The organism is Curtobacterium sp. 1310 (genome assembly GCF_017834105.1).
In the GTDB taxonomy this organism is placed as follows: domain Bacteria; phylum Actinomycetota; class Actinomycetes; order Actinomycetales; family Microbacteriaceae; genus Curtobacterium.
Genome location: NZ_JAFICY010000005.1, coordinates 77,359 through 95,945 on the forward strand (window position 1 = coordinate 77,359; position 18,587 = coordinate 95,945).

Below are 18,587 nucleotides of genomic sequence, written 5' to 3' on the forward strand. Positions count from 1 at the left end.
ACGGGTGTCCCTGGTGGAACCGAACGACCAGGTACGCCCGGATCTACCAGGTACGCCCGACCGCGCCCGGCGAAGCCATGCCCAGCGCCAGCGCCACCGCTCCCCCCGCTATCCGCGCAGCGCCTCCACGGCCTTGTCGATCCGGCGCTGCCGCGTCTCCGGGGCCTTCGCCGCGAGCACCGGGTCCACGAGTGCCCGCTGCCGTGACGCCGACAGGGTCTCGTACGCCGCACGGACCCCGGCCGCGTCGAACGCCGCCGCCAGGTCGGAGGGCAACTCGACGGTGCGCGGCAGGGTGTCGAGCTCGAGTGTGACCTCGACGGTGTCCCCGGCGCCGATCCCCGCTGCGGTGCGGTGCGCCTCCGACAGCGGCACGAGGAACTGCCCGCCCATCACCCCGACCGTGGACCGGTAGGTGTAGCCGCCGTCGATCGTGACCACCACGGCAGGGCGCTTCCCGGAGCCGAGGGCGTCGATGACCTCCTCGGGGACGGGCAGGCCGGTGGCCGTCTTCCTCGCCTGCAGGACCGTCGTCGTGAACTGCACCCGTGCCTCCCGGCTGTCCGCGGTCGTGACCGCACCCGCGCGGCCGACGCGGCCGACGCGACCGACGCGACCGTGCGTCGTACCGGTCGAGCGCAGGACGCGCGACCGGACGTCGAGCCCGCCGCGATCGACCCTCGCCGGGGACCGTCCCCGGCAGCGAAACCGTACAGCCGTACCCGCTGTTCCGCCACCGTTCACCGCCGCAGCACGACCCCGAAACCGGGCGCGTCCACGATCGTGCCGAAGCCGGACCCCCGGACACCCGAATCCCCACAGCACCCGGAAGGCACACCCCGTGCAGCACACCCGCACCCTGGCCGGCATCGCCCTGGCCGCAGCAGCAGTCGTCACCCTGGCCGGTTGCTCGGCGACGAGCAGCGCGTCGACGTCGAGCGACACCGACTGGAAGACCGCCACGAGCGCCGAGTCGGCCGGCGGAATGGACGCCCTCATCAAGGCCGCGAAGGCCGAGGGGCAGCTCAACGTCATCGCCCTCCCGCCGACCTGGGCGAACTACGGCAAGATCATCGACGGCTTCGAGCAGAAGTACGACATCAAGATCAACTCGGCCAACCCGAACGGCTCCAGCGCCGACGAGGTCGCCGCCGTCAAGTCGCAGCAGGGCCAGTCGACGGCCCCCGACGTGCTCGACCTCGGCAACGCCGTGATGCAGCAGAACCTCGACCTGCTCACCGACTACAAGGTGGCGAACTGGTCGGACATCCCGGACACGCTCAAGGACGCGGACGGCAAGTGGACCCGCGACTACACGGGCCTCATGTCGATCGGGTACGACTCGTCGAAGATCACGGACGCCCCGAAGGACCTGGACGACCTGCTCGGCAGCGAGTACAAGGGCAAGGTCTCGATCGCGGGCGACCCGACGCAGGCGAACCAGGCGGCGTCCGCGGTGTACCTCGCCGCGCTCGAGAACGGCGGGTCGGCGGACGACATCACGAAGGGCGTCGACTACTTCGGCAAGCTGCAGCAGGCCGGCAACTTCCAGAACGTGCTGCCCACGCAGGCGACGGTCGCCTCGGGGGAGACGCCCGTCGTGATCCAGTGGTCGTACAACAACCTCGCCTGGGGCCCGGCGGCCGGGTCGAGCGGCAACCAGGACTGGAAGACGGTCGTCCCCGAGGGGCAGGCGCTCGGCTCGTACTACTCGCAGGCCATCAACAAGGACGCGCCGCACCCCGCGGCGGCACGCCTGTGGCAGGAGTACATCGCGAGCCCCGACGCCCAGAACCTGTACCTCCAGGCCGGCGCCTTCCCGTCGACCCTCGCGGCGATGGAGCAGTCGGGCAAGGTCGACGAGGACGCCCTGCGGGCCGCAGGCGGGATGCCGAAGGACTACGTCGAGCTGACCGACGCGCAGGTCACGGATGCAGCGAAGGTCCTCGCCGCGAAGTGGTCCGCCACGATGGGGTCCTGAGCAGCATGACGACCGCATCGGCGCCGGGCGGCAGCGCGTTCATCCCGGGTGCGAGCAAGGGCGCGAGCAAGGGCACAGGCACAGGCACGGGCACGGGCACGGGCACGAGCACGGGCACGGGTACGGGCGCGGGCACGGCAGTCCCGGTCCCCGCCGCCACCAGCGCGGCAGCGGCCCCCGTCGCGTCGTCCGGCGCCGATGCGGATGCGGCCACCGCCGCCCGTCGCACCGGGACCCGGGCCCGCCGCCGCCCCGGCCTCGCCTGGCTCGGCCTCACCCCGTTCGCCGCGTACGTCCTGCTCTTCCTGGCCGTCCCCGCCGTGATCGCGGTCGGCAGCGGGTTCTCCACCGGCGACGGGCGGTTCACGCTCGCGAACCTCGCAGCGCTCCGTGACCCGTCCGTCCTCCGCGCATTCGCCGGCTCGTTCGGCCTGTCCGCGGTCTCGGCCGTGATCGGCGCCGTCGTCGGTGCCCTGGTCTGCTGGGCGCTCGCCGCGCTCCGGCCCGACGGGCTCGTCCGCTCGATGATCGACTCCGCCGCCAGCGTCCTCGCACAGTTCGGCGGCGTGATGCTCGCGTTCGCGTTCATCGCCACGATCGGCGCGCAGGGACTGGTCACCACCTGGCTGGTGTCGGCCTTCGGTCTCGACCTCAACGCGAACGGGACCCTCCTGTACACCGTCCCCGGTCTCGTGATCCCGTACGTCTACTTCCAGGTGCCGCTCATGGTCCTCACGTTCATGCCCGCCCTCGAGGGCGTCAAGCCCCAGTGGGGCGAGGCCGCCGCCACCCTCGGCGCCTCGCGCGCGACCTCATGGCGGCGCATCGCCCTGCCCGTGCTCGCGCCGGCGTTCTGGGGGTCGCTGCTCCTGCTCTTCGCGAACGCGTTCTCGTCGTTCGCCACCGCGGCGGCACTCATCTCGCAGGGCGGCATCGTGCCGCTGACGATCCGCGCGCAGCTCACCAGCGAGACGATCATCGGTCTGCAGAACGTCGCAGGTGTGCTCGCCCTCGGCATGGTCGTGGTCATGGCGGTCGTGATGGGCGCCTACTCGCTGCTCCAGCGTCGCGCTGCGCGGTGGCAGCGGTGACCGCCGTCCCCTCGGTCCGCCCCGTGGCCGCCGCATCCCGGCCTGGAGGCCCCACCCGCATCGGCCGCTTCGGCGTCGCTCCGTCCCGGGGCACCGCCGTCGCCGTGCTCGCCCTGGTCGGACTCGTCGTCGCCGTGCCGTTGGTCGCCCTGGCACAGTTCACGTTCCGCCAGGGCACCGACGGGGCGCTCACGCTCGACCACTACGCCGCGATCGTCGACCCCGCGAACGCGTCCACCTACCAGCCGGTGTTCGACGGCCTCGCGTCGTCCCTGCTCATCGCGGTGATCACCGTCGCGATCGTGCTGCTCGTGCTCCTGCCCGCCCAGATCGTCACCGCGCTCCGCTACCCCCGCCTGCGCCGCGTGCTCGAGTTCGTCTGCCTGGTGCCGATCACGGTGCCCGTCGTCGTGCTCGTCGTCGGCTTCATCCCCGTGTACCAGGTCGTCGCGCAGGTGTTCGGCTCCGGCGCGTGGACCCTGGCCTTCGCGATCGGCATCGTGTCGCTGCCGTTCGCGTTCCGCCCGATCGCCGCGGCGCTGACCTCGGTCGACGTCACGGTGCTGTCCGAGGCCGCTCGCTCGCTCGGTGCCTCGTGGTGGACCGTGACGTGGCGGATCCTGCTGCCGAACCTCCGCCGCGGCATCACCGCCGCGTGCTTCCTGACCGTCACGGTCGTCCTCGGCGAGTACACCCTCGCCTCGTTCCTGTCCCGCACCACGTTCCAGACCGCGCTCGTGCTCGTGCAGCAGACCGACCCGTACGTGGCCGCGATCTTCTCGCTCGCCGCACTGCTGTTCGGTTTCGTGCTGCTCGTCGTCATCGGCCGGGTCGGCGCGGGCCGCCGGCGCACCCCGAAGGAGTCCACATGACCGTCACCGCTCCCGCCGCCCCGGCGTCGCTGTCCACCGAGGGGGCGACCGTCGAGCTCGAGGCGGTCGAGAAGCACTACGGCTCCCACCGTGCGCTCGCCGGCCTGTCGCTCCGCATCGAGCCCGGCGAGTTCGTCTCGCTGCTCGGGCCGTCCGGCTGCGGCAAGACCACCGCGCTGCGTGCGCTCGCCGGTCTCGAGGCGATCGACGCCGGCGCGATCCGCATCGACGGAGCGGACGTCGCCGCGGTGCCGGTCGAACGACGCGACATCGGCATGGTGTTCCAGCAGTACTCGCTCTTCCCGCACATGACGGTGCGGCAGAACGTGTCGTTCGGCCTCGAGATGCGGAAGGTCGCCGCCCCAGCACGCCGCGAGCGCGTCATCGAGGCGCTCGACATGGTGCACCTCGCCGGCCTCGCCGACCGGTTCCCGCACCAGCTCTCCGGCGGGCAGCAGCAGCGGGTCGCCCTCGCCCGTGCCCTCGTCACCCGCCCGCGCGTGCTCCTGCTCGACGAGCCGCTGTCCGCGCTCGACGCGAAGGTGCGGGTGTCCCTGCGTGACGAGATCCGCCGCATCCAGAGCGACCTCGGCATCACGACCGTCTTCGTCACCCACGACCAGGAGGAGGCACTCGCCGTCTCCGACCGCATCGCGGTGATGAACGCCGGCGGCATCGAGCAGGTCGGGACGCCCGAGGAGCTCTACCGACACCCCGTCTCGGCGTTCACCGCGGACTTCGTCGGGCAGTCGAACCGCCTGCGTGGCGACCTGCGCAGCGGCGACGTGTTCGTCTACGGCTTCCGCGTCCCGGCGCTCGCAGCGGACACCGCGGACGGTCCGGTGCTCGCCTACGTCCGCCCCGAGGACGTCGCCTTCGCCGCCGAGGGCGTCACCGGCACCGTCGTCACGTCGAGCTTCCTCGGGTCGATCCGGCGCACGACGGTCCGGCTCGATGACGACACGGTCGTGACGGTGCAGCACGAGGTCGGCGACCGCCGCGTGGCCGGTGACGCCGTGGCCCTGCGGCTGCTCGGCGCCCCGGCCGCGGTCGCCCCGCTCGCGTAGCGACCCCGTGCTCGGGCCGTCCCGCCGAGACCCGGGCTGAGCGACGGATCGCGGGCCGCGCCGCCCGAGATCCGTCGCTGGACGCGAGACCCGGCCCCGGCCGGGGCGACCAGGTGCCGGTCGGGAGGCGCGGGGCGGGCCCGCACCGTGCCTCCAGACCGGCGGCGGGTCAGCGCTCGAAGCGCGCGGCCGGCTCGTCGGACAGGCCCGCCCGGACCCGCTCCAGCATGTCCGCGGACATCTCCGGCAGGGCGTCGAGCCGCGCCCAGAACGCCTCGGTGTTCTCGCCGTCCGCGGGGGCGGGCGTGCCGGACACGTACCGGCACGCGAAGACCAGGTCGAGGTACTGCGCCCGGTCACCGTTCGGGTAGGTCATCTCGGGCAGGACGTGCACCCAGGTCAGGCGCTCGGCGACCGCGACGACGTCGGCCTCCTCGAGGACCTCGCGCTCGGCGGCGACCGCGGGTTCCTCACCCGGGTCGACGATCCCCGTCACCGGCGTCAGCGCGCCGTTGTCCGTACGACGGACGACGAGCAGTTCGCGGTCGGGGCCCTCGCCGCGTGTGACGACGGCGGTGATGCCTGTCATCCAGAGCGGGTCGTTGCCGACCTTCTCGCGCAGGGACAGGACGAAGTCAGGGGTGGGCATGCCCCCACGCTACCGACCACCCCTGTCGGCGACTGGTCATGACCAGTAGGGTGAGGGCGTGGAGATCATCATCCTGCCGACGCCGGCCGAGGTCGGTCGTGTCGCTGCCGCCAAGATCGCCTCGGTCGTGGCCGAGAAGCCGTCCGCCGTCGTGGGTCTCGCCACCGGGTCGAGCCCGCAGGGCATCTACGCCGACCTGCGTCGTCGGGTCGAGGCGGGCGAGGTGTCCTTCGCCGCGGCCCGCGGGTTCGCCCTCGACGAGTACGTCGGGATCCCGCTCGAGCACCCGGAGTCGTACGCGTCGGTGATCCAGCGCGACGTCGTGGAGCCGCTCGGGTTCGACCCCTCGCGGGTGCGGGTGCCGGACGGCCGCGCGACGGACCTGGCGTTCGCGGCGAAGGAGTACGACGCTGCGATCCGGGCCGCCGGCGGGGTCGACGTGCAGATCCTCGGGATCGGGGCGAACGGGCACATCGGGTTCAACGAGCCGACGTCGTCGTTCGCGTCCCGCACCCGCATCAAGACCCTCGCACCGTCCACGCGTGAGGCCAATGCCCGCTTCTTCGACTCGCTCGATCAGGTGCCGACGCACTGCATGACGCAGGGGCTCGGCACGATCCTCGAGGCGCGTGAGCTCGTCCTCGTCGCGCAGGGCTCGGCGAAGGCCGACGCCGTGGCCGCCGCGGTCGAGGGGCCGCTGTCGTCGTTCGTGCCCGGGTCGGCGTTGCAGCTGCACGAGCACGCGACCGTCGTGGTGGACGAGGAGGCCGCAGCCGGGCTCCGTCTGGCGGACTACTACCGGTACACGTACGCCAACAAGCCGGAGTGGCAGCGCTTCGAGTGACGCCTGCCGAGCGGGATCAGCGGGCGGACGCCAGGCGCGTCATCCCCTCGCGCAGGGTCTCCTCGGAGCAGCCGAAGTTGAGCCGGGCGTGGCCGATGCCCGGCTGCCCGAAGTCGCGACCGTTCGTCAGCGCGACCTTCGCCCGGTCGACCAGCTGCAGGGCGGGGTCGTCGCCCCACGGCAGGGCCCGCAGGTCGAGCCAGGCCAGGTAGGACGCCTGCGGCTGCCGGTACCCAGCACCGGGCAGGGCCGAGCCGAGCTCCTCGGCGAGCACACGGCGGTTGCCGGCCAGCTCGGCGAGCAGCGACGCGAGCCACGGCTCCCCGTCACGGAAGGCGGCGACGCTCGCGGTGTACCCGAGGATCCCGGTGCGCTCGACGACCTCGACGGGCAGCCCGTCGAACCAGCCGCGCGCCCGCTGAGACGCCCCGACCATGAGCGCACACTTCGTCCCGGCCAGGTTCCACGCCTTGCTCGCGCTCGTCAGGGCGACGCCGTGCTCGATCGCCTCGGGTCCGCAGGTGAGGAACGGGGTGAACACCGCGTCCGCGTGCACGAGCGGGGCGTGGATCTCGTCGGAGACGACGACGGCGTCCCACTCCGCGGCGAGCCGGGCGAGTGCCACCAGGTCGTCGCGGGCGTGCACGAGCCCGAGGGGGTTGTGCGGGTTGCAGAGCAGGACCGTCCGGGCGCCGCCGGCGAAGGCGCGCTCGACCCCGGCGAGGTCCATCCGCCATCCGGCCGTGGTGTCGAACGGGTCGGGTTCGCCGTCCGGGGCGAGCAGCGGCACCTCGGTCACGGTGCCGCCGGCCTCGCGGACGTACTCCCAGAACGGCGGGTAGACGGGCGGCATGACGACGACCTGGTCGCCGGGGTCGACGACCCGTCGGAGCACCTCGACCGCCGCCACCGACACGTCGGTGGTGGTCCGGACGAGGTCGGGGTCGACGTCCCATCCCCACCGGCGGTCGGCGAAGTCGGCGAAGACCTCGGGCAGCACCCGGGTGTGCCCGACGTACCCGGTGTCCCCGTTGCGGACGGCGCGCTCGAGTGCCTCGCGCACCGGCTCGGCGGGGACCGAGTCCATCTCGGCGACGAACATCGGCAGGACCTCGGGCGGGTACGCGGTGTACTTCTCGCTCGTGCGGGTGCGCTGCGCATCGAACACCGAGATCATGACGCTCATGCGGCCATCCTGACAGCGCCGGTCTCGGACGTCACGCGACCGACGTGCCGAGCAGCTCCTCGGACAGCTCCCACACGCGTCGGGCGTCCTCGGCACTGCGGAGCGGCTTCCACAGCGGAGTCCGTCCGGGCGCTCCGCCGACACCGCCGGCACCCGTCGGACCCACGAACCCGCCGTCCCGCACGGCCGGGTCGGTGGCTGCGACGAGCGCCGGTAACCCGGCGGTCCTCGGGGTCCCGACGAGCAGGCCCCGAGCGGACAACCAGCGGATCACTCGGACCTGCGGGGTGTCCCCGCTCCGGCCGAGCTCCGGGCGCGCGGCGAGCAGGCTCGTCGGCGCGACGCCCGGGTGCGCGAGGTTGCTCGTGATGCCCCATCCGCGGTCGGCGCTCCGTCGGGCGAGCTCGAGCCCGAACAGGCCGAACGCGATCTTCGACTGCCGGTACGCGCGCATCCCGTCGTAGCTCCGCTCCCAGTTCGGGTCCTCCCAGTGCACGGCGCCGCTGCGCGCGACGATGCTGATCTGCGACGTGACGTGGCCGCGCGCCGCACGGAGCAGCGGCAGGAGTCCGCGGACGAGTGCGACGTGTCCGAGGTGGTTCGTGCCGAGCTGCAGCTCGAAGCCGTCGGCCGTGGTCTGCCGCTCGGGTGGGGTCATGACCCCGGCGTTGCCCACGAGCAGGCCGACCAGCTGACCGGCCGACCGCATCGACTCCGCGAACGCGTCCACCGAGGCGAGGGACGACAGGTCCATCGCGCCGAGCTGCACGTCGGCGTCCGGGTGTTCGCGGAGCACCCGGATGCGTGCGGCCTCGCCCTTGCTCGGGTTGCGCACGGGGAGCACGACCGTGGCGCCGGCGCCCGCGAGTGCCGTCGCGATGCCCAGGCCGATGCCGTCGCTCGCACCGGTGACGACGGCGCGGGTGCCGTCCAGTCGCGGCAGGGTGATGTCGATGGGTCGTGTCGGCACGGTGGTCTCCTCGGGATCGTCGCCCGTCGTCGGGCTGGTGCCAGCCTGCGTCGGCGGCCGGACCGCAACCAGGACCTGACGGACCGTGGCTGCGGAGGACGCGGACCGGCGAGGATGGGCCCGTGATCGATCGACCGGCGCTCGGCGCCTTCCTCCGCGGACGCCGGGAGGCCCTGCAACCGTCCGACGTCGGCCTCCCGCCGGGACAGCGGCGCCGGACCTCCGGGCTGCGCCGCGAGGAGGTCGCGGCGGTCTGCCACATGTCCCCGGACTACTACGCCCGGCTCGAACGGGGCACCGGTCCGCAGCCCTCCGAGCAGATGGTCGCCGCGATCGCGCAGGGGCTCCACCTGAGCCGGGCGGAACGCGACCACGTCTTCCGCCTCGCCGGGCACCGACCGCCGGAGTCCGGCGCGGGCTCGGACCACGTGGGCCCGGGCATGATGCGCATCTTCGACCGCCTGGTGGACACGCCGGCCGAGGTCGTCACGGAACTCGGCGAGACGCTCCTGCAGACGCCGCTCGCCGCCGCACTGTTCGGGGACGCGAGCCAGCGGCAGGGGCCGTCGCGCTCGATCGGCTGGCGCTGGTTCACCGAACCGGGTGCGCGGGACCTCTTCCCGCCGGAGGACCGCGACACCACCGCGCGGCTGTACGTGTCGTCACTGCGTGAGGTCGCGACCCGGCGCGGTCCCGGGTCCCGGGCAGCGCGGCTCGCGGACGAGCTCCTGCAACGCTCCGACGAGTTCCGGACGCTGTGGGACCGGCAGGAGGTCGGCCTCGTCCCGGGGACCGTCAAGCGCTACGACCACCCGGAGGTCGGCCGACTCGAGCTGCACTGCCAGGTGCTCCTCGACCCGGAGCAGGCGCACGTGCTGCTCGTCTACACCGCCGTCCCCGGGACCGAGAGCCACGACCGACTCCGGCTGCTGTCCGTCGTCGCGGCCTGACACCGTCGCCGGATCGTGACCACCCGTCCGCGATCGATCGGTGACGATGGACGCATGCGTCGGGGGACGAGGGGACTCGCCACGGCATCGGCCGTGCTGGTGCTCGTGACGACCGGCTGCGCCGGCATCGGGCCGACGGCGTGCACGGCGATCGGTTGGACCGACACCGTCGCCGTCGAGGTCCCGGGTTCCGCGGACCCGGCGTCCGGCGTCGCGGGCATCGTCGTCTGCCAGGGCCCGGACTGCACGCCCGGGGTGCCGCCCGAACCAGCCGTGCCGACCGCCCCTGGGGAAGCCACACCGGGCGCGCCAGCGGTCGGGACACTGCCGGACGGCACGGCGCCGACGGCAGTGCTCCCCATGGTCGAACGCGACGGGGACGTGTGGTCCGTGCCGACCTCGCCGGACACCGCGGGGCGCGGGCACGTGGCGGTCCTCGGCGCGGACGGCCGGGTGCTCGTCGAGCGCGGCGTCCACTTCACGTGGGTGCGGCACGGCGGGTCCGAGCAGTGCGGTGGGCCCTCGACCGCCGAGGTCGTCGTCCGGCTGCCCTGACCGCCGGCATCCGTGACCCACCCGACTCCCGAACTCGACCGGTAGAAGTGGGGGACCGCATCCGACGCACGGAGGAGTGCCCCATGCCGGACCGCCACGGACCGCTCGACCCGGAGTCGCTCCCGGAGCCGGTCGACGTCAGCGACAACACCGAGGCGATGCGTGCCGTGCACGAGGTCGTCGCCGCCGGACCCTTCGACGCGACGTGGGCGTCCCTGGCCGCCTACGAGCCTCCACGCTGGTACGAGGACGCCAAGTTCGGGGTCTTCCTGCACTGGGGCGTGTACTCCGTCCCGGCCTTCGGCAACGAGTGGTACTCCCGCGAGATGTACCGGCAGGGTACCGACGCGTACGAGCACCACCTCGCGACGCACGGCGAGCACCGCGACTTCGGGTACAAGGACTTCATCCCGTCGTTCACGATGGAGCACTTCGACCCGGCCGCGTGGGCAGCGCTGTTCCGTCGTGCGGGTGCGCAGTTCGTCGTGCCCGTCGCCGAGCACCACGACGGGTTCGCGATGTACGACACGGACCGGTCCCGCTGGAGTGCCGCACGGATGGGGCCACGGCGCGACGTCTTCGGCGACCTCTCCCGAGCGGTCGACGAGGCCTGGATGGTCCGCGGTGCCTCGTCGCACCGTGCCGAGCACTGGTTCTTCATGAACGGCGGTGCCCGGTTCGACTCCGACGTGCTCGACCCGCGGTGGTCGGACTTCTACGGTCCCGCGCAGCGTGAGGAGACGGCTCCGAACGAGCGGTTCCTCGAGGACTGGCTCCTGCGCACCGTCGAGGTCATCGAGAAGTACCGGCCGCAGGTGCTCTGGTTCGACTGGTGGATCGAGCAACCGGCGTTCGCCCCGGTGCTGCAGACCCTCGCCGCGTACTACTACAACCGGGCGGCCGAGTGGGGACGCGAGGTCGTCATCAACTACAAGTGGGGAGCCTTCGCGCCCGGCACCGCGGTCTACGACATCGAGCGCGGAGCCGTGGCGGGCACCGAGCCGACCGTGTGGCAGAACGACACGTCGGTGTCACGGACCTCCTGGTGCTGGGTCGAGGGGCACGAGTACAAGAGCGTGCGCGAACTCGTCGCCGAGCTCGTCGACGTCGTCGCGAAGCGCGGGGTCCTGCTGCTCAACGTCGGCCCGAAGCCGGACGGCACGATCCCGGTCGAGGAGCAGCGCCTGCTCGAGGGCATCGGGCACTGGCTCGGCCTGCACGGCGAGGCGATCTACGGCACCCGGCCCTGGACCGTACCGTCCGAGGGACCGACCGCGGTGACCGCCGGGTCGTTCGTCGACGCTGCCGCTCCGGCGTACACGGCGGAGGACGTCCGGTACACCGTGCGGCACGACGTCACGGGCGACTCCCTCTACGCGGTCCTGCTCGCCCGGCCCGACGACGGCGTCGTACGACTGCGGTCGCTCGGGTCGGCGTCGGCGCTCCTCACCCGCACGATCAGCGATGTCGCGGTGCTCGGCGCCGGGACCGTCACGCGGTGGGACCGGACCCCGGACGCCCTCGAGGTGGAGGTCAGCGGCTCCACGACCGAGGACAGCGGACCCGTGCTGCGGATCCGCTTCGCGCCGGAGCAGGAGCAGCCCCGTCAGGACTTCCTGCACCAGTGACCGTCCGGCGGGAGCGCGCGGACGAGGTCACGCGCTGGCGGTGTCGGGGTGCATCCAGAACGGCGACCAGTGGTACCCGTCCGGGTCGTCGAACTGCCGCTGGTACATGAACGGGTACTCGTCGGTGTCCCCGATCCGCCCGCCGGCAGCGCGGGCCCGCTCGACCAGCTCGTCGACGGCCTGTCGGCTGTCGAGGTCGAACGAGAGCGTGACCTTCGACGGGGTGGCGCGCTCGACGCTCTCGACCGGGCAGGAGACGTAGAGCGCCATGCGGAGATGGTCCCGCCGCGCGCCGCCCGGGTCAAGACCTGGCGGGCACCAGCTCCCGACCGGCGCCCCACACCCGCTGCACCTCGAGCGCGGGGGAGAGCGCCACGAGGTCCGCGGCGTACCCGGGCGCGACCCGGCCCAGCCGGTCCCCGAGCCCGAGCGCCGCTGCCGGCACGCTCGTCAGCGCCGCGACCGCCTCGGGCAGCGACGCTCCGGCGGCCGACACGGCGAGCCGCAGCGCCGCGTCCTGCGTCAGCGTCGAACCCGCGATCGTGTCCGTCCCGGCGACGCGCGCGACGCCGTCCACCACGTCCACCGTCAGCGACCCGAGCGCGTAGGAGCCGTCGGGCGACCCGGCCGCGGCCATCGCGTCGGTGATCAGTGCGACGCGCCCCGGCGCCGCACGGAGCAGCACGCGGGCGACGGCGGGGTGCACGTGCACACCGTCGAGGATGAGCTCGAGCGTCACGCGGTCGTCCTCGGTCGCCGCGGCGATCGGACCCGGCGCCCGGTGGTGCAACCCCGGCATGGCGTTGCACGCGTGGGTGAGCACGGTGGCACCGGCGTCGAAGGCCGCTCGGGCCTGGTCGTACGAGCAGACGGTGTGTCCGACGGCGACGGTGACCCCGGCGTCGACGAAGCGGCGGACGGCGTCCAGCGCTCCCGGCAGCTCGGGCGCGATCGTGACCTGCCGCAGGACCCCGGCACCCGCGTCGAGCAGGGCGTCCACGGCCGCCGGCGACGGATCGACCAGGTGGGCGGCGTTGTGGGCGCCCCTGTTGTCGGGGGAGAGGAACGGCCCCTCCAGGTGCGCGCCGAGCACGAGCGGGTCCGTCGCGGCGACGGTGCGGATGCGCTCGAGCGACGTCGCGAGCGCTGCCGAGGGGTTCGCGACGAGGGACAGGACCGAACGGGTCGTCCCGTGCGTCCGGTGCACGGCGAGCGCCGCGTCGAAGGTGTCGTCCTCGTAGGCCGCGCCGCCACCACCGTGCCCGTGCAGGTCGATGAACCCGGGCGTCAGGACGGCGTCGCCGAGGTCGACCACGTCCGGGGACGAGGCGGCGGTCGGCAGGTCGGCGCCGGAGCCGACCGCCTCGATCACCGCACCGGCGAGCAGGACCCAGCCGTCGTCGACCACGCCGGCCGCGTCGACGACACGGGCGGCGCGGACCAGCGTGCGCCGCGCCTCCAGACCGGACCCGGACCCGGAGCCGAGGCTGGACACCGACGCAGACCCGGAGCTCACGCCGTCTCCCGCCGGAACGCGACCACGCCGGAGAGCGCCGCGACCAGCACGAAGACCAACCCGACCACCGGGTGCCCGAGCGACACCCAGGCGCCGCCGGCCGCGATGACCAGCGCGGTCTCGACGACCACCTTGCCCACCACGTCGGTGTCGATCGGCGAGCGCGGCGAACGGAAGAGGAACCAGACGACCGCGGCGAACAGCGGTGCCCCGACCATGAACAGCACCCCCGGGAACGGGAACGGCCACGCGAGGTAGCCCCAGTACGCCAGTGACAGCAGTCCGAACGCGCACACGAGCACGCGCAGCACCGTCCAGCCGGAGACGCGACGGCGTGCGGGTGCCGGGTCCGTTGGCGGCGGGACGTCGCCCCAGTCGACGGGGCTCTGCGGTGCGTTCGTCATGCGGTGCCTACCTGAAGATGATCGTGCGGGCGCCGTCGAGGAGGACGCGGTCCTCCGCGATCCAGCGCACCGCCTGCGTCAGCGTCCGGGACTCCTCGTCCTGGCCGATCGAGACCAGCTCGGCGGGCTCCTTCGTGTGGTCGACCCGGACGACGTTCTGCTCGATGATCGGGCCCTCGTCGAGGTCGCTCGTCACGAAGTGCGCCGTCGCACCGATGAGCTTGACGCCGCGCGCGTGCGCCTGCCGGTACGGGTTGGCGCCCTTGAAGCCGGGCAGGAACGAGTGGTGGATGTTGACGGCGCGGCCCTCGAGCGCGGCGCAGAGCTCCGGCGACAGGATCTGCATGTAGCGGGCGAGGACGACGAGTTCGATGTCGTGCTCCTCGACGGCCTCGAGGATCCGCTGCTCCATCGCCCGCTTCGCGTCCGCGTCGGTGACCGGTCGGTGCTCGAACGGCACGGAGTAGAACGCCGCCAGCCCGGACAGGTCGGCGTGGTTCGACAGCACGAGGGGGACCTCGATCGGCAGCTGGCCGCCGCGCTGCCGGTAGAGCAGGTCGTTCAGGCAGTGCCCGGCCTTCGACACGAGCACCAGGGTGCGCATCGGACGCCCGACCACGTCGAGCTGGACCCGCATGCCGTAGCGTTCGACGACGGGTGCGAGGGCCTGCTCGAACGTCTCGCGGTCGACCGGCGCCATGACCTGCAGGCGCATGAAGAACGAGTTCGTGTCGGCGCTCGAGAACTGCTGCGACTCGGTGATGTTGCCGTTGGCCGCGACCACGGCTCCGGAGACGGCGTGCACGATCCCGGGCTGGTCGTCGCAGACGAGCGTGAGGGTCCAGTGCGTGGGGTTCGGGGCGGTCACGGAGATCAGGGTACCGGGGCGCTCCGGCGTTCCGGCGGTTCGGCCGGGAGGCCCGTGGCGCGTCCGACAGGCGGTCCACGTCGCCGACAGGCCGGGGCTGACCCCCCCCGGGCGCCGCGTCCACAGGGGCTGGTCCTGTCGTGGGGGCATCGGTACCCTGGAGAGGGGAGGGTGCGATGACGATCGACTCAGCGGTGCGGGTCCGCACCCAGGCCACGCGCGGCTTCGCCGTGCCCGCCAGCTTGGACGATCTCACGGGCCCGGCCGAGGGCTCGCTCCGGCTCCCCGACACGGTGTACTGGGGGCCCGACCCGGTCGTCGACCTGGCCCACTGGGACGATGTCGCGAAGGCGTACGAAGCAACCCTGCGTGAGGGCACGCTTGCTGACGTCCAGGCCCTGGTCAGTCCGGCGGTCCTCCGGCGATGGTGGTCGCGGCTCTTCCTGCCCGTCCGGATCCGACGTGCGTGGGAGAGCCGGTTCCCCGAACTCGTCTCGTGATCGCGAGCGAGGCGATGCAGCGACGCGTGGCGTCGATCGCCCTCGCCGCGACCGACGACTCCGGGTTCGCACTGGCAGGGTCGGGTGCCATCCGTGAGCACGGGTTCACGGCTCGCCCCACTGCTGATGTGGACCTCTTCACCGACCGACGGGACGCAGGTGGGTTCGAGCGCGCTCTCGGCGATGTCATCGCGCAGCTCGCCTCCGAGGGCTTCGTCGTCACCGTCGCCAGACGCTTCGAGCTCTTCGCCAGGCTGCGGGTCACGCTCGATGGTGAGGTGGTCGAGGTCGACCTGGGAGCCGACCGGCGCGCTCGGCAACCCGTCGTGCTCGCCCTCGGCCCGGTGCTCGACGAGTACGACGCGGTGTCGAACAAGGTTGCAGCCTTGTTCTCGCGTGCGGAAGCGCGAGACTACCTCGACGTCGACGCGATCCGCCGGAGCGGGAGGTTCTCGGACGCCGAGCTCCTCGACGGCGCAGCCGAACACGACGACGGCTTCGATCGACAGCTCTTCGCCGAGGCGCTCCGACAGGTGCGGAGGATCGGTTCGCGGCGTGTGCGTGAGTACGGCGTGACCCCCGCCGAGTTGGCGGGTGTCGAGCGGAGGCTGACCGACTGGGCCGACCAGATCGAAGCGGCGATCGGCGCCGAGCGCTGACGCGCCACGTCAGCGCCGGTCCGCCCGCGCCAGCGCCCGGTCCGCGAGCGTCAGCACGCTGAGCAGCACGCCGACGCCGAGCATCACCCACGCGAGCACGTGCAGGTCCGGCGTGGTCGGGGCCTGGCCGAACACCCCGCCGATCAGCGAGGACGCCGCGATCGCGCCGATGTAGATGCTCGTGCGCGACAGTCCGGCGGCGGTACCGATGTACTCCGAGGGCACCACCGTGTACAGCGCCGCCTGGTTCGACACCGACGCCAGCGCCTGGGGCACCCCGAACAGCGCCGGTACGACGAGCAGCAGCACGAGCGGCGACCCGGCGTGCAGCAGGAGCAGGAGCCCGGCGCCGACCAGGGGGACGAGCGCCGCGACGACGAGCGGCCGGCGGACGGCGGTGCGGCGGGCGACCATGAACGACACCACCCCGGCGACGACGGCTGCCGGGAGCTGCAGGTACCCGGCGACGTCGCTCGGGTAGCCCGCGACGTCCTGCACCCACTGCGAGAACCCGTACGTCATCGTGTAGGCGAGCAGGTAGGTCAGGAACAGCCGCGCGTAGGTGCGGGACAGCGCGCCGTTCCGGACGAGCAGGCGGACGTCGACGAAGGGCTTCGTCGCGCGCAGCTCCCAGAGCACGAGCGCCACGAGCAGCACGACGGCGACCGCGAGCAGCCACCAGAGTCCGGCGCCGAGGTCGAGCAGGAACACCAGGAGCGCCGACACCGTGCCGGTCATGAGCACCATGCCGAGCGGGTCGAGCGCGGTCCGGACCGGCAGCTGCTCGGCGTCACGGGGTCGGAGCCGGTCGGACGGCAGCCACATCGCGGCGACGACGAGGCCGAACACGGCGAGCGGGACGTTCACCAGGAAGATCGCGTGCCAGCCGAACGCCGCGATCAGTGCGCCGCCGAGGGGCGGTCCGGCCGCAGCGGAGACCAGCGAGGTGATCGAGAGCGCCCCGAGCACGAGTGGCGGTGTCGGCTTCCCGATCCTGGCGGAGTGCTGCCGCAGGGTGGTGAGGGCGGCCGGGTACGCCGACGACGTCCCGATCCCGATCAGCACCCGTGCGGCGACCGCCCCGCCGAACCCGGTCAGCACCTCGGGCACGACGCCGGCGACGCCGACGATCACGAGTCCGGTGAGGAAGACCTTCTTCGGGCCGAACCGGTCGGCGAGCTTGCCCATCGTCGGCTGCGCGACCGCGCTCGCCAGGTAGAGCGCGGCGACCAACCAGATCGCCTGCGAGGCACCGATGCCGAGGTCGCGGGAGATCGGCGCGAGGGCGACGGACACCATCGTCGTGTTGATCGGGTTGAGCAGCGGACCGACCAGGACGGGGACGAGCAGCTTCGGGCCGAAGCCGCTGCCGCCGGTGGTGCCGGCGTCGGGGACGGTCGGGACGGGGGAGGTCGACGTGGACGTGAGGGGGCTTCTTCCTGGGGTCAGTCGTCGGTGAGCGGCGTGAGGATCGCGAGGGCGCGGGCGACCGTCACCCGGTCCTCGTCGGGCAGCGCGGCGAGACGGTCCGCGAGCACCCGGGTCCGGGTGGTCCATGCGTCGGCGCGGGCTCGGGAGCCCGTCTCCGTGGCCCGGACGAGCGTGCGGCGGCCGTCCGTCGGGTCGGGGCGACGCTCGGCGAGCCCGAGGTCGACGAGGGCCTGCACGGTCGCGCCCATCGACTGCGGGCGGACCCCCTCGGCGCGCGCGAGGTCGGCGACGGTGCTCTCGCCGTGGCGCAGGAGCCGACCGAGCGCGGCGGTCTGGGACGCGGTGACCTCGTCGGCCTTCCCGGCGAGCAGCGTGCGGCGGATGCGACCGTGCAGGGTCAGCAGGTCGTCTGCGAGCGTGTCGATCGGTTCCACGGTGGAACAGTACGACTGAACAGGGCACCTTGCAAGGTTGCCTTCTGATCAGATGGTGCCGACCCCTCATTGCTCGCCCAGATGCGCGGCCACCGCGGCCACCGCGACCATCGCGACCACCGCGACCACCGTGACCACCGCGACCAGCTGACGGGCCGGTACTGACGAGGCGGGACGTGCGCCGCGCCTCCCGGCCGTCCCGTCAGCGGGTGGTGAGGGTCGTGACGAGGTGTTCCTGCACGTACCCGATCCAGTCGTAGACGTCGCGCAGACCGAGGCCGGCGTCCCCGGAGGACGAGGCCTCCTCCGACGCGGCGTCGGTGATGCCGAGCCGCTCCGCGATCGTCAGCCGCAGGTCGGTGAGGCACCGGAGCCAGGCCTGCTCGTCCGGCGGGGTCATCGCGCCGTCCCGCGCACCGGTCAGCCAGTCGTGCACGACGTCGGCGTTCGCGGTCTTCTGGGTGAGCAGGTCCGCCTGCGTCCAACGGCGGAACTCGTCGCTCGCCTCGGTGTCCGACGGGTAGGCGTCCGGGAACATCCGCGCGGCGACGGGGTCGGACGCGAGGTCGCCGCCGAGCACCTGCTGCAGCTGTTCGGTGAGCGACGTGAGGACGGCGCGCTCGCCCTCGGACATCGCGAGGTGTACACCGTCCTGGCGCCGGCTGAAGGGGATCACGCGTCCGGTCCCGCCGCGCGGTCGACGGTGGCCTGCAGGCCGTAGCCGTGCATGGCCTCGACGTGGCGCTCCATGGCCTCGCGGGCGCCGGTCGCGACGATCGCCCGACCGTCGTCGTGCACCTGGCGCATGAGTCGCTCGGCGCGGGCGTGCGTGAAGCCGAAGTAGCTCTGGAAGACGTAGGTGACGTAGGACATCAGGTTCACCGGGTCGTCCCAGACCACGGTGACCCACGGCACGTCGAGGCGCGCGGCGAGGTCGGTGCGCTCCTCGACGTCGGGGCTGATCAGCGTCATGCGTCGACGG

General features: G+C 72.9%; 22 protein-coding genes. 10 read left to right on the forward strand and 12 right to left on the reverse strand.

Translation table 11 applies throughout. The annotated features are described in order from the left end of the window. Window positions 1-108: 108 nt before the first annotated feature. On the reverse strand, window positions 109-546 hold the full coding sequence (locus JOD95_RS16480; RefSeq protein ID WP_271826393.1) for a YdeI/OmpD-associated family protein: 438 nt from the start codon (window positions 544-546) through the stop codon (window positions 109-111). 295 nt (window positions 547-841) lie between these two features. On the opposite strand from JOD95_RS16480, the gene JOD95_RS13040 reads away from it, so the two are divergent. Genes JOD95_RS13040 through JOD95_RS13055 form a run of 4 tightly spaced genes read left to right on the forward strand, consistent with a single transcriptional unit; the run spans window position 842 to window position 5,011 of the window. Beyond that, the gene (locus JOD95_RS13040; RefSeq protein WP_066656808.1) at window positions 842-1,981 is read left to right on the forward strand and encodes an ABC transporter substrate-binding protein; all 1,140 of its coding nucleotides are present in this window, start codon (window positions 842-844) and stop codon (window positions 1,979-1,981) included. 5 nt (window positions 1,982-1,986) lie between these two features. Beyond that, a complete protein-coding gene (locus tag JOD95_RS13045; protein ID WP_307810446.1) occupies window positions 1,987-3,072 on the forward strand; it encodes an ABC transporter permease subunit in 1,086 nt (361 codons plus the stop codon). 23 nt (window positions 3,073-3,095) lie between these two features. Beyond that, window positions 3,096-3,944 carry an ABC transporter permease subunit gene (locus JOD95_RS13050; protein ID WP_307810447.1) on the forward strand — a complete coding sequence of 283 codons (849 nt, stop codon included), beginning with the start codon at window positions 3,096-3,098 and terminating at the stop codon, window positions 3,942-3,944. After that, a complete protein-coding gene (locus JOD95_RS13055; protein WP_209685356.1) occupies window positions 3,941-5,011 on the forward strand; it encodes an ABC transporter ATP-binding protein in 1,071 nt (356 codons plus the stop codon). The genes JOD95_RS13050 and JOD95_RS13055 overlap by 4 nt, the downstream gene beginning before the upstream one ends. Window positions 5,012-5,180: 169 nt before the next feature. Here the strand turns inward: JOD95_RS13055 and JOD95_RS13060 are convergent, their stop codons facing one another. After that, window positions 5,181-5,660, reverse strand: a complete 480-nt coding sequence (locus JOD95_RS13060; protein WP_209685358.1) for an NUDIX domain-containing protein — start codon at window positions 5,658-5,660, stop codon at window positions 5,181-5,183. Window positions 5,661-5,718: 58 nt separating this feature from the next. Here JOD95_RS13060 and nagB point away from each other — a divergent pair, with 58 nt between their 5' ends. Continuing rightward, complete coding sequence (nagB, locus tag JOD95_RS13065) at window positions 5,719-6,504, forward strand: glucosamine-6-phosphate deaminase (protein WP_209685360.1); 786 nt, start codon at window positions 5,719-5,721, stop codon at window positions 6,502-6,504. Between the two features lie 16 nt (window positions 6,505-6,520). Here the strand turns inward: nagB and JOD95_RS13070 are convergent, their stop codons facing one another. Both JOD95_RS13070 and JOD95_RS13075 read right to left on the reverse strand, forming a co-directional pair. Beyond that, a complete protein-coding gene (locus JOD95_RS13070; protein WP_209685362.1) occupies window positions 6,521-7,690 on the reverse strand; it encodes a MalY/PatB family protein in 1,170 nt (389 codons plus the stop codon). Window positions 7,691-7,721: 31 nt separating this feature from the next. After that, window positions 7,722-8,660, reverse strand: coding sequence for an SDR family oxidoreductase (locus tag JOD95_RS13075; protein WP_209685364.1), 939 nt, complete (start codon window positions 8,658-8,660; stop codon window positions 7,722-7,724). A gap of 122 nt (window positions 8,661-8,782) precedes the next feature. On the opposite strand from JOD95_RS13075, the gene JOD95_RS13080 reads away from it, so the two are divergent. From JOD95_RS13080 to JOD95_RS13090, 3 genes are all read left to right on the forward strand, one after another. Further along, window positions 8,783-9,610, forward strand: a complete 828-nt coding sequence (locus JOD95_RS13080) for a helix-turn-helix transcriptional regulator (protein ID WP_209685366.1) — start codon at window positions 8,783-8,785, stop codon at window positions 9,608-9,610. Between the two features lie 54 nt (window positions 9,611-9,664). Then, the gene (locus JOD95_RS13085; protein ID WP_209685368.1) at window positions 9,665-10,165 is read left to right on the forward strand and encodes a hypothetical protein; all 501 of its coding nucleotides are present in this window, start codon (window positions 9,665-9,667) and stop codon (window positions 10,163-10,165) included. Between the two features lie 83 nt (window positions 10,166-10,248). Further along, window positions 10,249-11,793: an alpha-L-fucosidase gene (locus tag JOD95_RS13090; protein WP_209685370.1), complete on the forward strand. Its 1,545-nt coding sequence runs from the start codon at window positions 10,249-10,251 to the stop codon at window positions 11,791-11,793. 27 nt (window positions 11,794-11,820) lie between these two features. Here JOD95_RS13090 and JOD95_RS13095 read toward each other — a convergent pair whose 3' ends face one another. Genes JOD95_RS13095 through purU form a run of 4 tightly spaced genes read right to left on the reverse strand, consistent with a single transcriptional unit; the run spans window position 11,821 to window position 14,581 of the window. Beyond that, the gene (locus tag JOD95_RS13095) at window positions 11,821-12,063 is read right to left on the reverse strand and encodes a VOC family protein (protein WP_209685371.1); all 243 of its coding nucleotides are present in this window, start codon (window positions 12,061-12,063) and stop codon (window positions 11,821-11,823) included. A 31-nt stretch (window positions 12,064-12,094) separates the two neighbouring features. Further along, window positions 12,095-13,255 (reverse strand): N-acetylglucosamine-6-phosphate deacetylase, encoded by a 1,161-nt coding sequence (nagA, locus tag JOD95_RS13100; RefSeq protein WP_209685511.1) that lies wholly within the window; start codon window positions 13,253-13,255, stop codon window positions 12,095-12,097. Window positions 13,256-13,305: 50 nt separating this feature from the next. Continuing rightward, entirely contained in the window at window positions 13,306-13,713 is a 408-nt protein-coding gene (locus JOD95_RS13105) for a YrdB family protein (RefSeq protein WP_209685373.1), read from the reverse strand. A 7-nt stretch (window positions 13,714-13,720) separates the two neighbouring features. Next, window positions 13,721-14,581: a formyltetrahydrofolate deformylase gene (gene purU, locus JOD95_RS13110; protein WP_066656765.1), complete on the reverse strand. Its 861-nt coding sequence runs from the start codon at window positions 14,579-14,581 to the stop codon at window positions 13,721-13,723. A gap of 176 nt (window positions 14,582-14,757) precedes the next feature. Between purU and JOD95_RS13115 the strand changes: the two genes are divergently transcribed. Further along, window positions 14,758-15,081 carry a hypothetical protein gene (locus tag JOD95_RS13115; protein ID WP_066656763.1) on the forward strand — a complete coding sequence of 108 codons (324 nt, stop codon included), beginning with the start codon at window positions 14,758-14,760 and terminating at the stop codon, window positions 15,079-15,081. Window positions 15,082-15,107: 26 nt separating this feature from the next. After that, window positions 15,108-15,740 carry a nucleotidyl transferase AbiEii/AbiGii toxin family protein gene (locus tag JOD95_RS13120; protein ID WP_307810449.1) on the forward strand — a complete coding sequence of 211 codons (633 nt, stop codon included), beginning with the start codon at window positions 15,108-15,110 and terminating at the stop codon, window positions 15,738-15,740. Between the two features lie 9 nt (window positions 15,741-15,749). Here the strand turns inward: JOD95_RS13120 and JOD95_RS13125 are convergent, their stop codons facing one another. The 4 genes from JOD95_RS13125 to clpS form a co-directional block, all read right to left on the reverse strand. Further along, a complete protein-coding gene (locus tag JOD95_RS13125; protein ID WP_280915866.1) occupies window positions 15,750-17,297 on the reverse strand; it encodes an MFS transporter in 1,548 nt (515 codons plus the stop codon). Further along, window positions 17,186-17,605, reverse strand: a complete 420-nt coding sequence (locus JOD95_RS13130; protein ID WP_209685378.1) for a MarR family winged helix-turn-helix transcriptional regulator — start codon at window positions 17,603-17,605, stop codon at window positions 17,186-17,188. Before JOD95_RS13130 ends, JOD95_RS13125 begins: the two co-directional genes overlap by 112 nt. Window positions 17,606-17,807: 202 nt before the next feature. Further along, window positions 17,808-18,281, reverse strand: a complete 474-nt coding sequence (locus JOD95_RS13135; RefSeq protein WP_066656760.1) for a DUF2017 family protein — start codon at window positions 18,279-18,281, stop codon at window positions 17,808-17,810. Continuing rightward, window positions 18,278-18,577 carry an ATP-dependent Clp protease adapter ClpS gene (gene clpS / locus JOD95_RS13140; RefSeq protein ID WP_209685381.1) on the reverse strand — a complete coding sequence of 100 codons (300 nt, stop codon included), beginning with the start codon at window positions 18,575-18,577 and terminating at the stop codon, window positions 18,278-18,280. Before clpS ends, JOD95_RS13135 begins: the two co-directional genes overlap by 4 nt. Between the last annotated feature and the right edge of the window lie 10 nt (window positions 18,578-18,587).

Coding starts and splice junctions, on each gene's coding strand:
- JOD95_RS13095 (WP_209685371.1), bottom strand. CDS start 12,063: ATGGCGCTCTACGTCTCCTGCCCGGTCGAGAGCGTCGAGCGCGCCACC.
- JOD95_RS13070 (WP_209685362.1), bottom strand. CDS start 7,690: ATGAGCGTCATGATCTCGGTGTTCGATGCGCAGCGCACCCGCACGAGC.
- JOD95_RS13090 (WP_209685370.1), top strand. CDS start 10,249: ATGCCGGACCGCCACGGACCGCTCGACCCGGAGTCGCTCCCGGAGCCG.
- JOD95_RS13055 (WP_209685356.1), top strand. CDS start 3,941: ATGACCGTCACCGCTCCCGCCGCCCCGGCGTCGCTGTCCACCGAGGGG.
- JOD95_RS13085 (WP_209685368.1), top strand. CDS start 9,665: ATGCGTCGGGGGACGAGGGGACTCGCCACGGCATCGGCCGTGCTGGTG.
- JOD95_RS13115 (WP_066656763.1), top strand. CDS start 14,758: ATGACGATCGACTCAGCGGTGCGGGTCCGCACCCAGGCCACGCGCGGC.
- JOD95_RS13105 (WP_209685373.1), bottom strand. CDS start 13,713: ATGACGAACGCACCGCAGAGCCCCGTCGACTGGGGCGACGTCCCGCCG.
- clpS (WP_209685381.1), bottom strand. CDS start 18,577: ATGACGCTGATCAGCCCCGACGTCGAGGAGCGCACCGACCTCGCCGCG.
- JOD95_RS13045 (WP_307810446.1), top strand. CDS start 1,987: ATGACGACCGCATCGGCGCCGGGCGGCAGCGCGTTCATCCCGGGTGCG.
- JOD95_RS13125 (WP_280915866.1), bottom strand. CDS start 17,297: ATGGACCACCCGGACCCGGGTGCTCGCGGACCGTCTCGCCGCGCTGCC.
- JOD95_RS13060 (WP_209685358.1), bottom strand. CDS start 5,660: ATGCCCACCCCTGACTTCGTCCTGTCCCTGCGCGAGAAGGTCGGCAAC.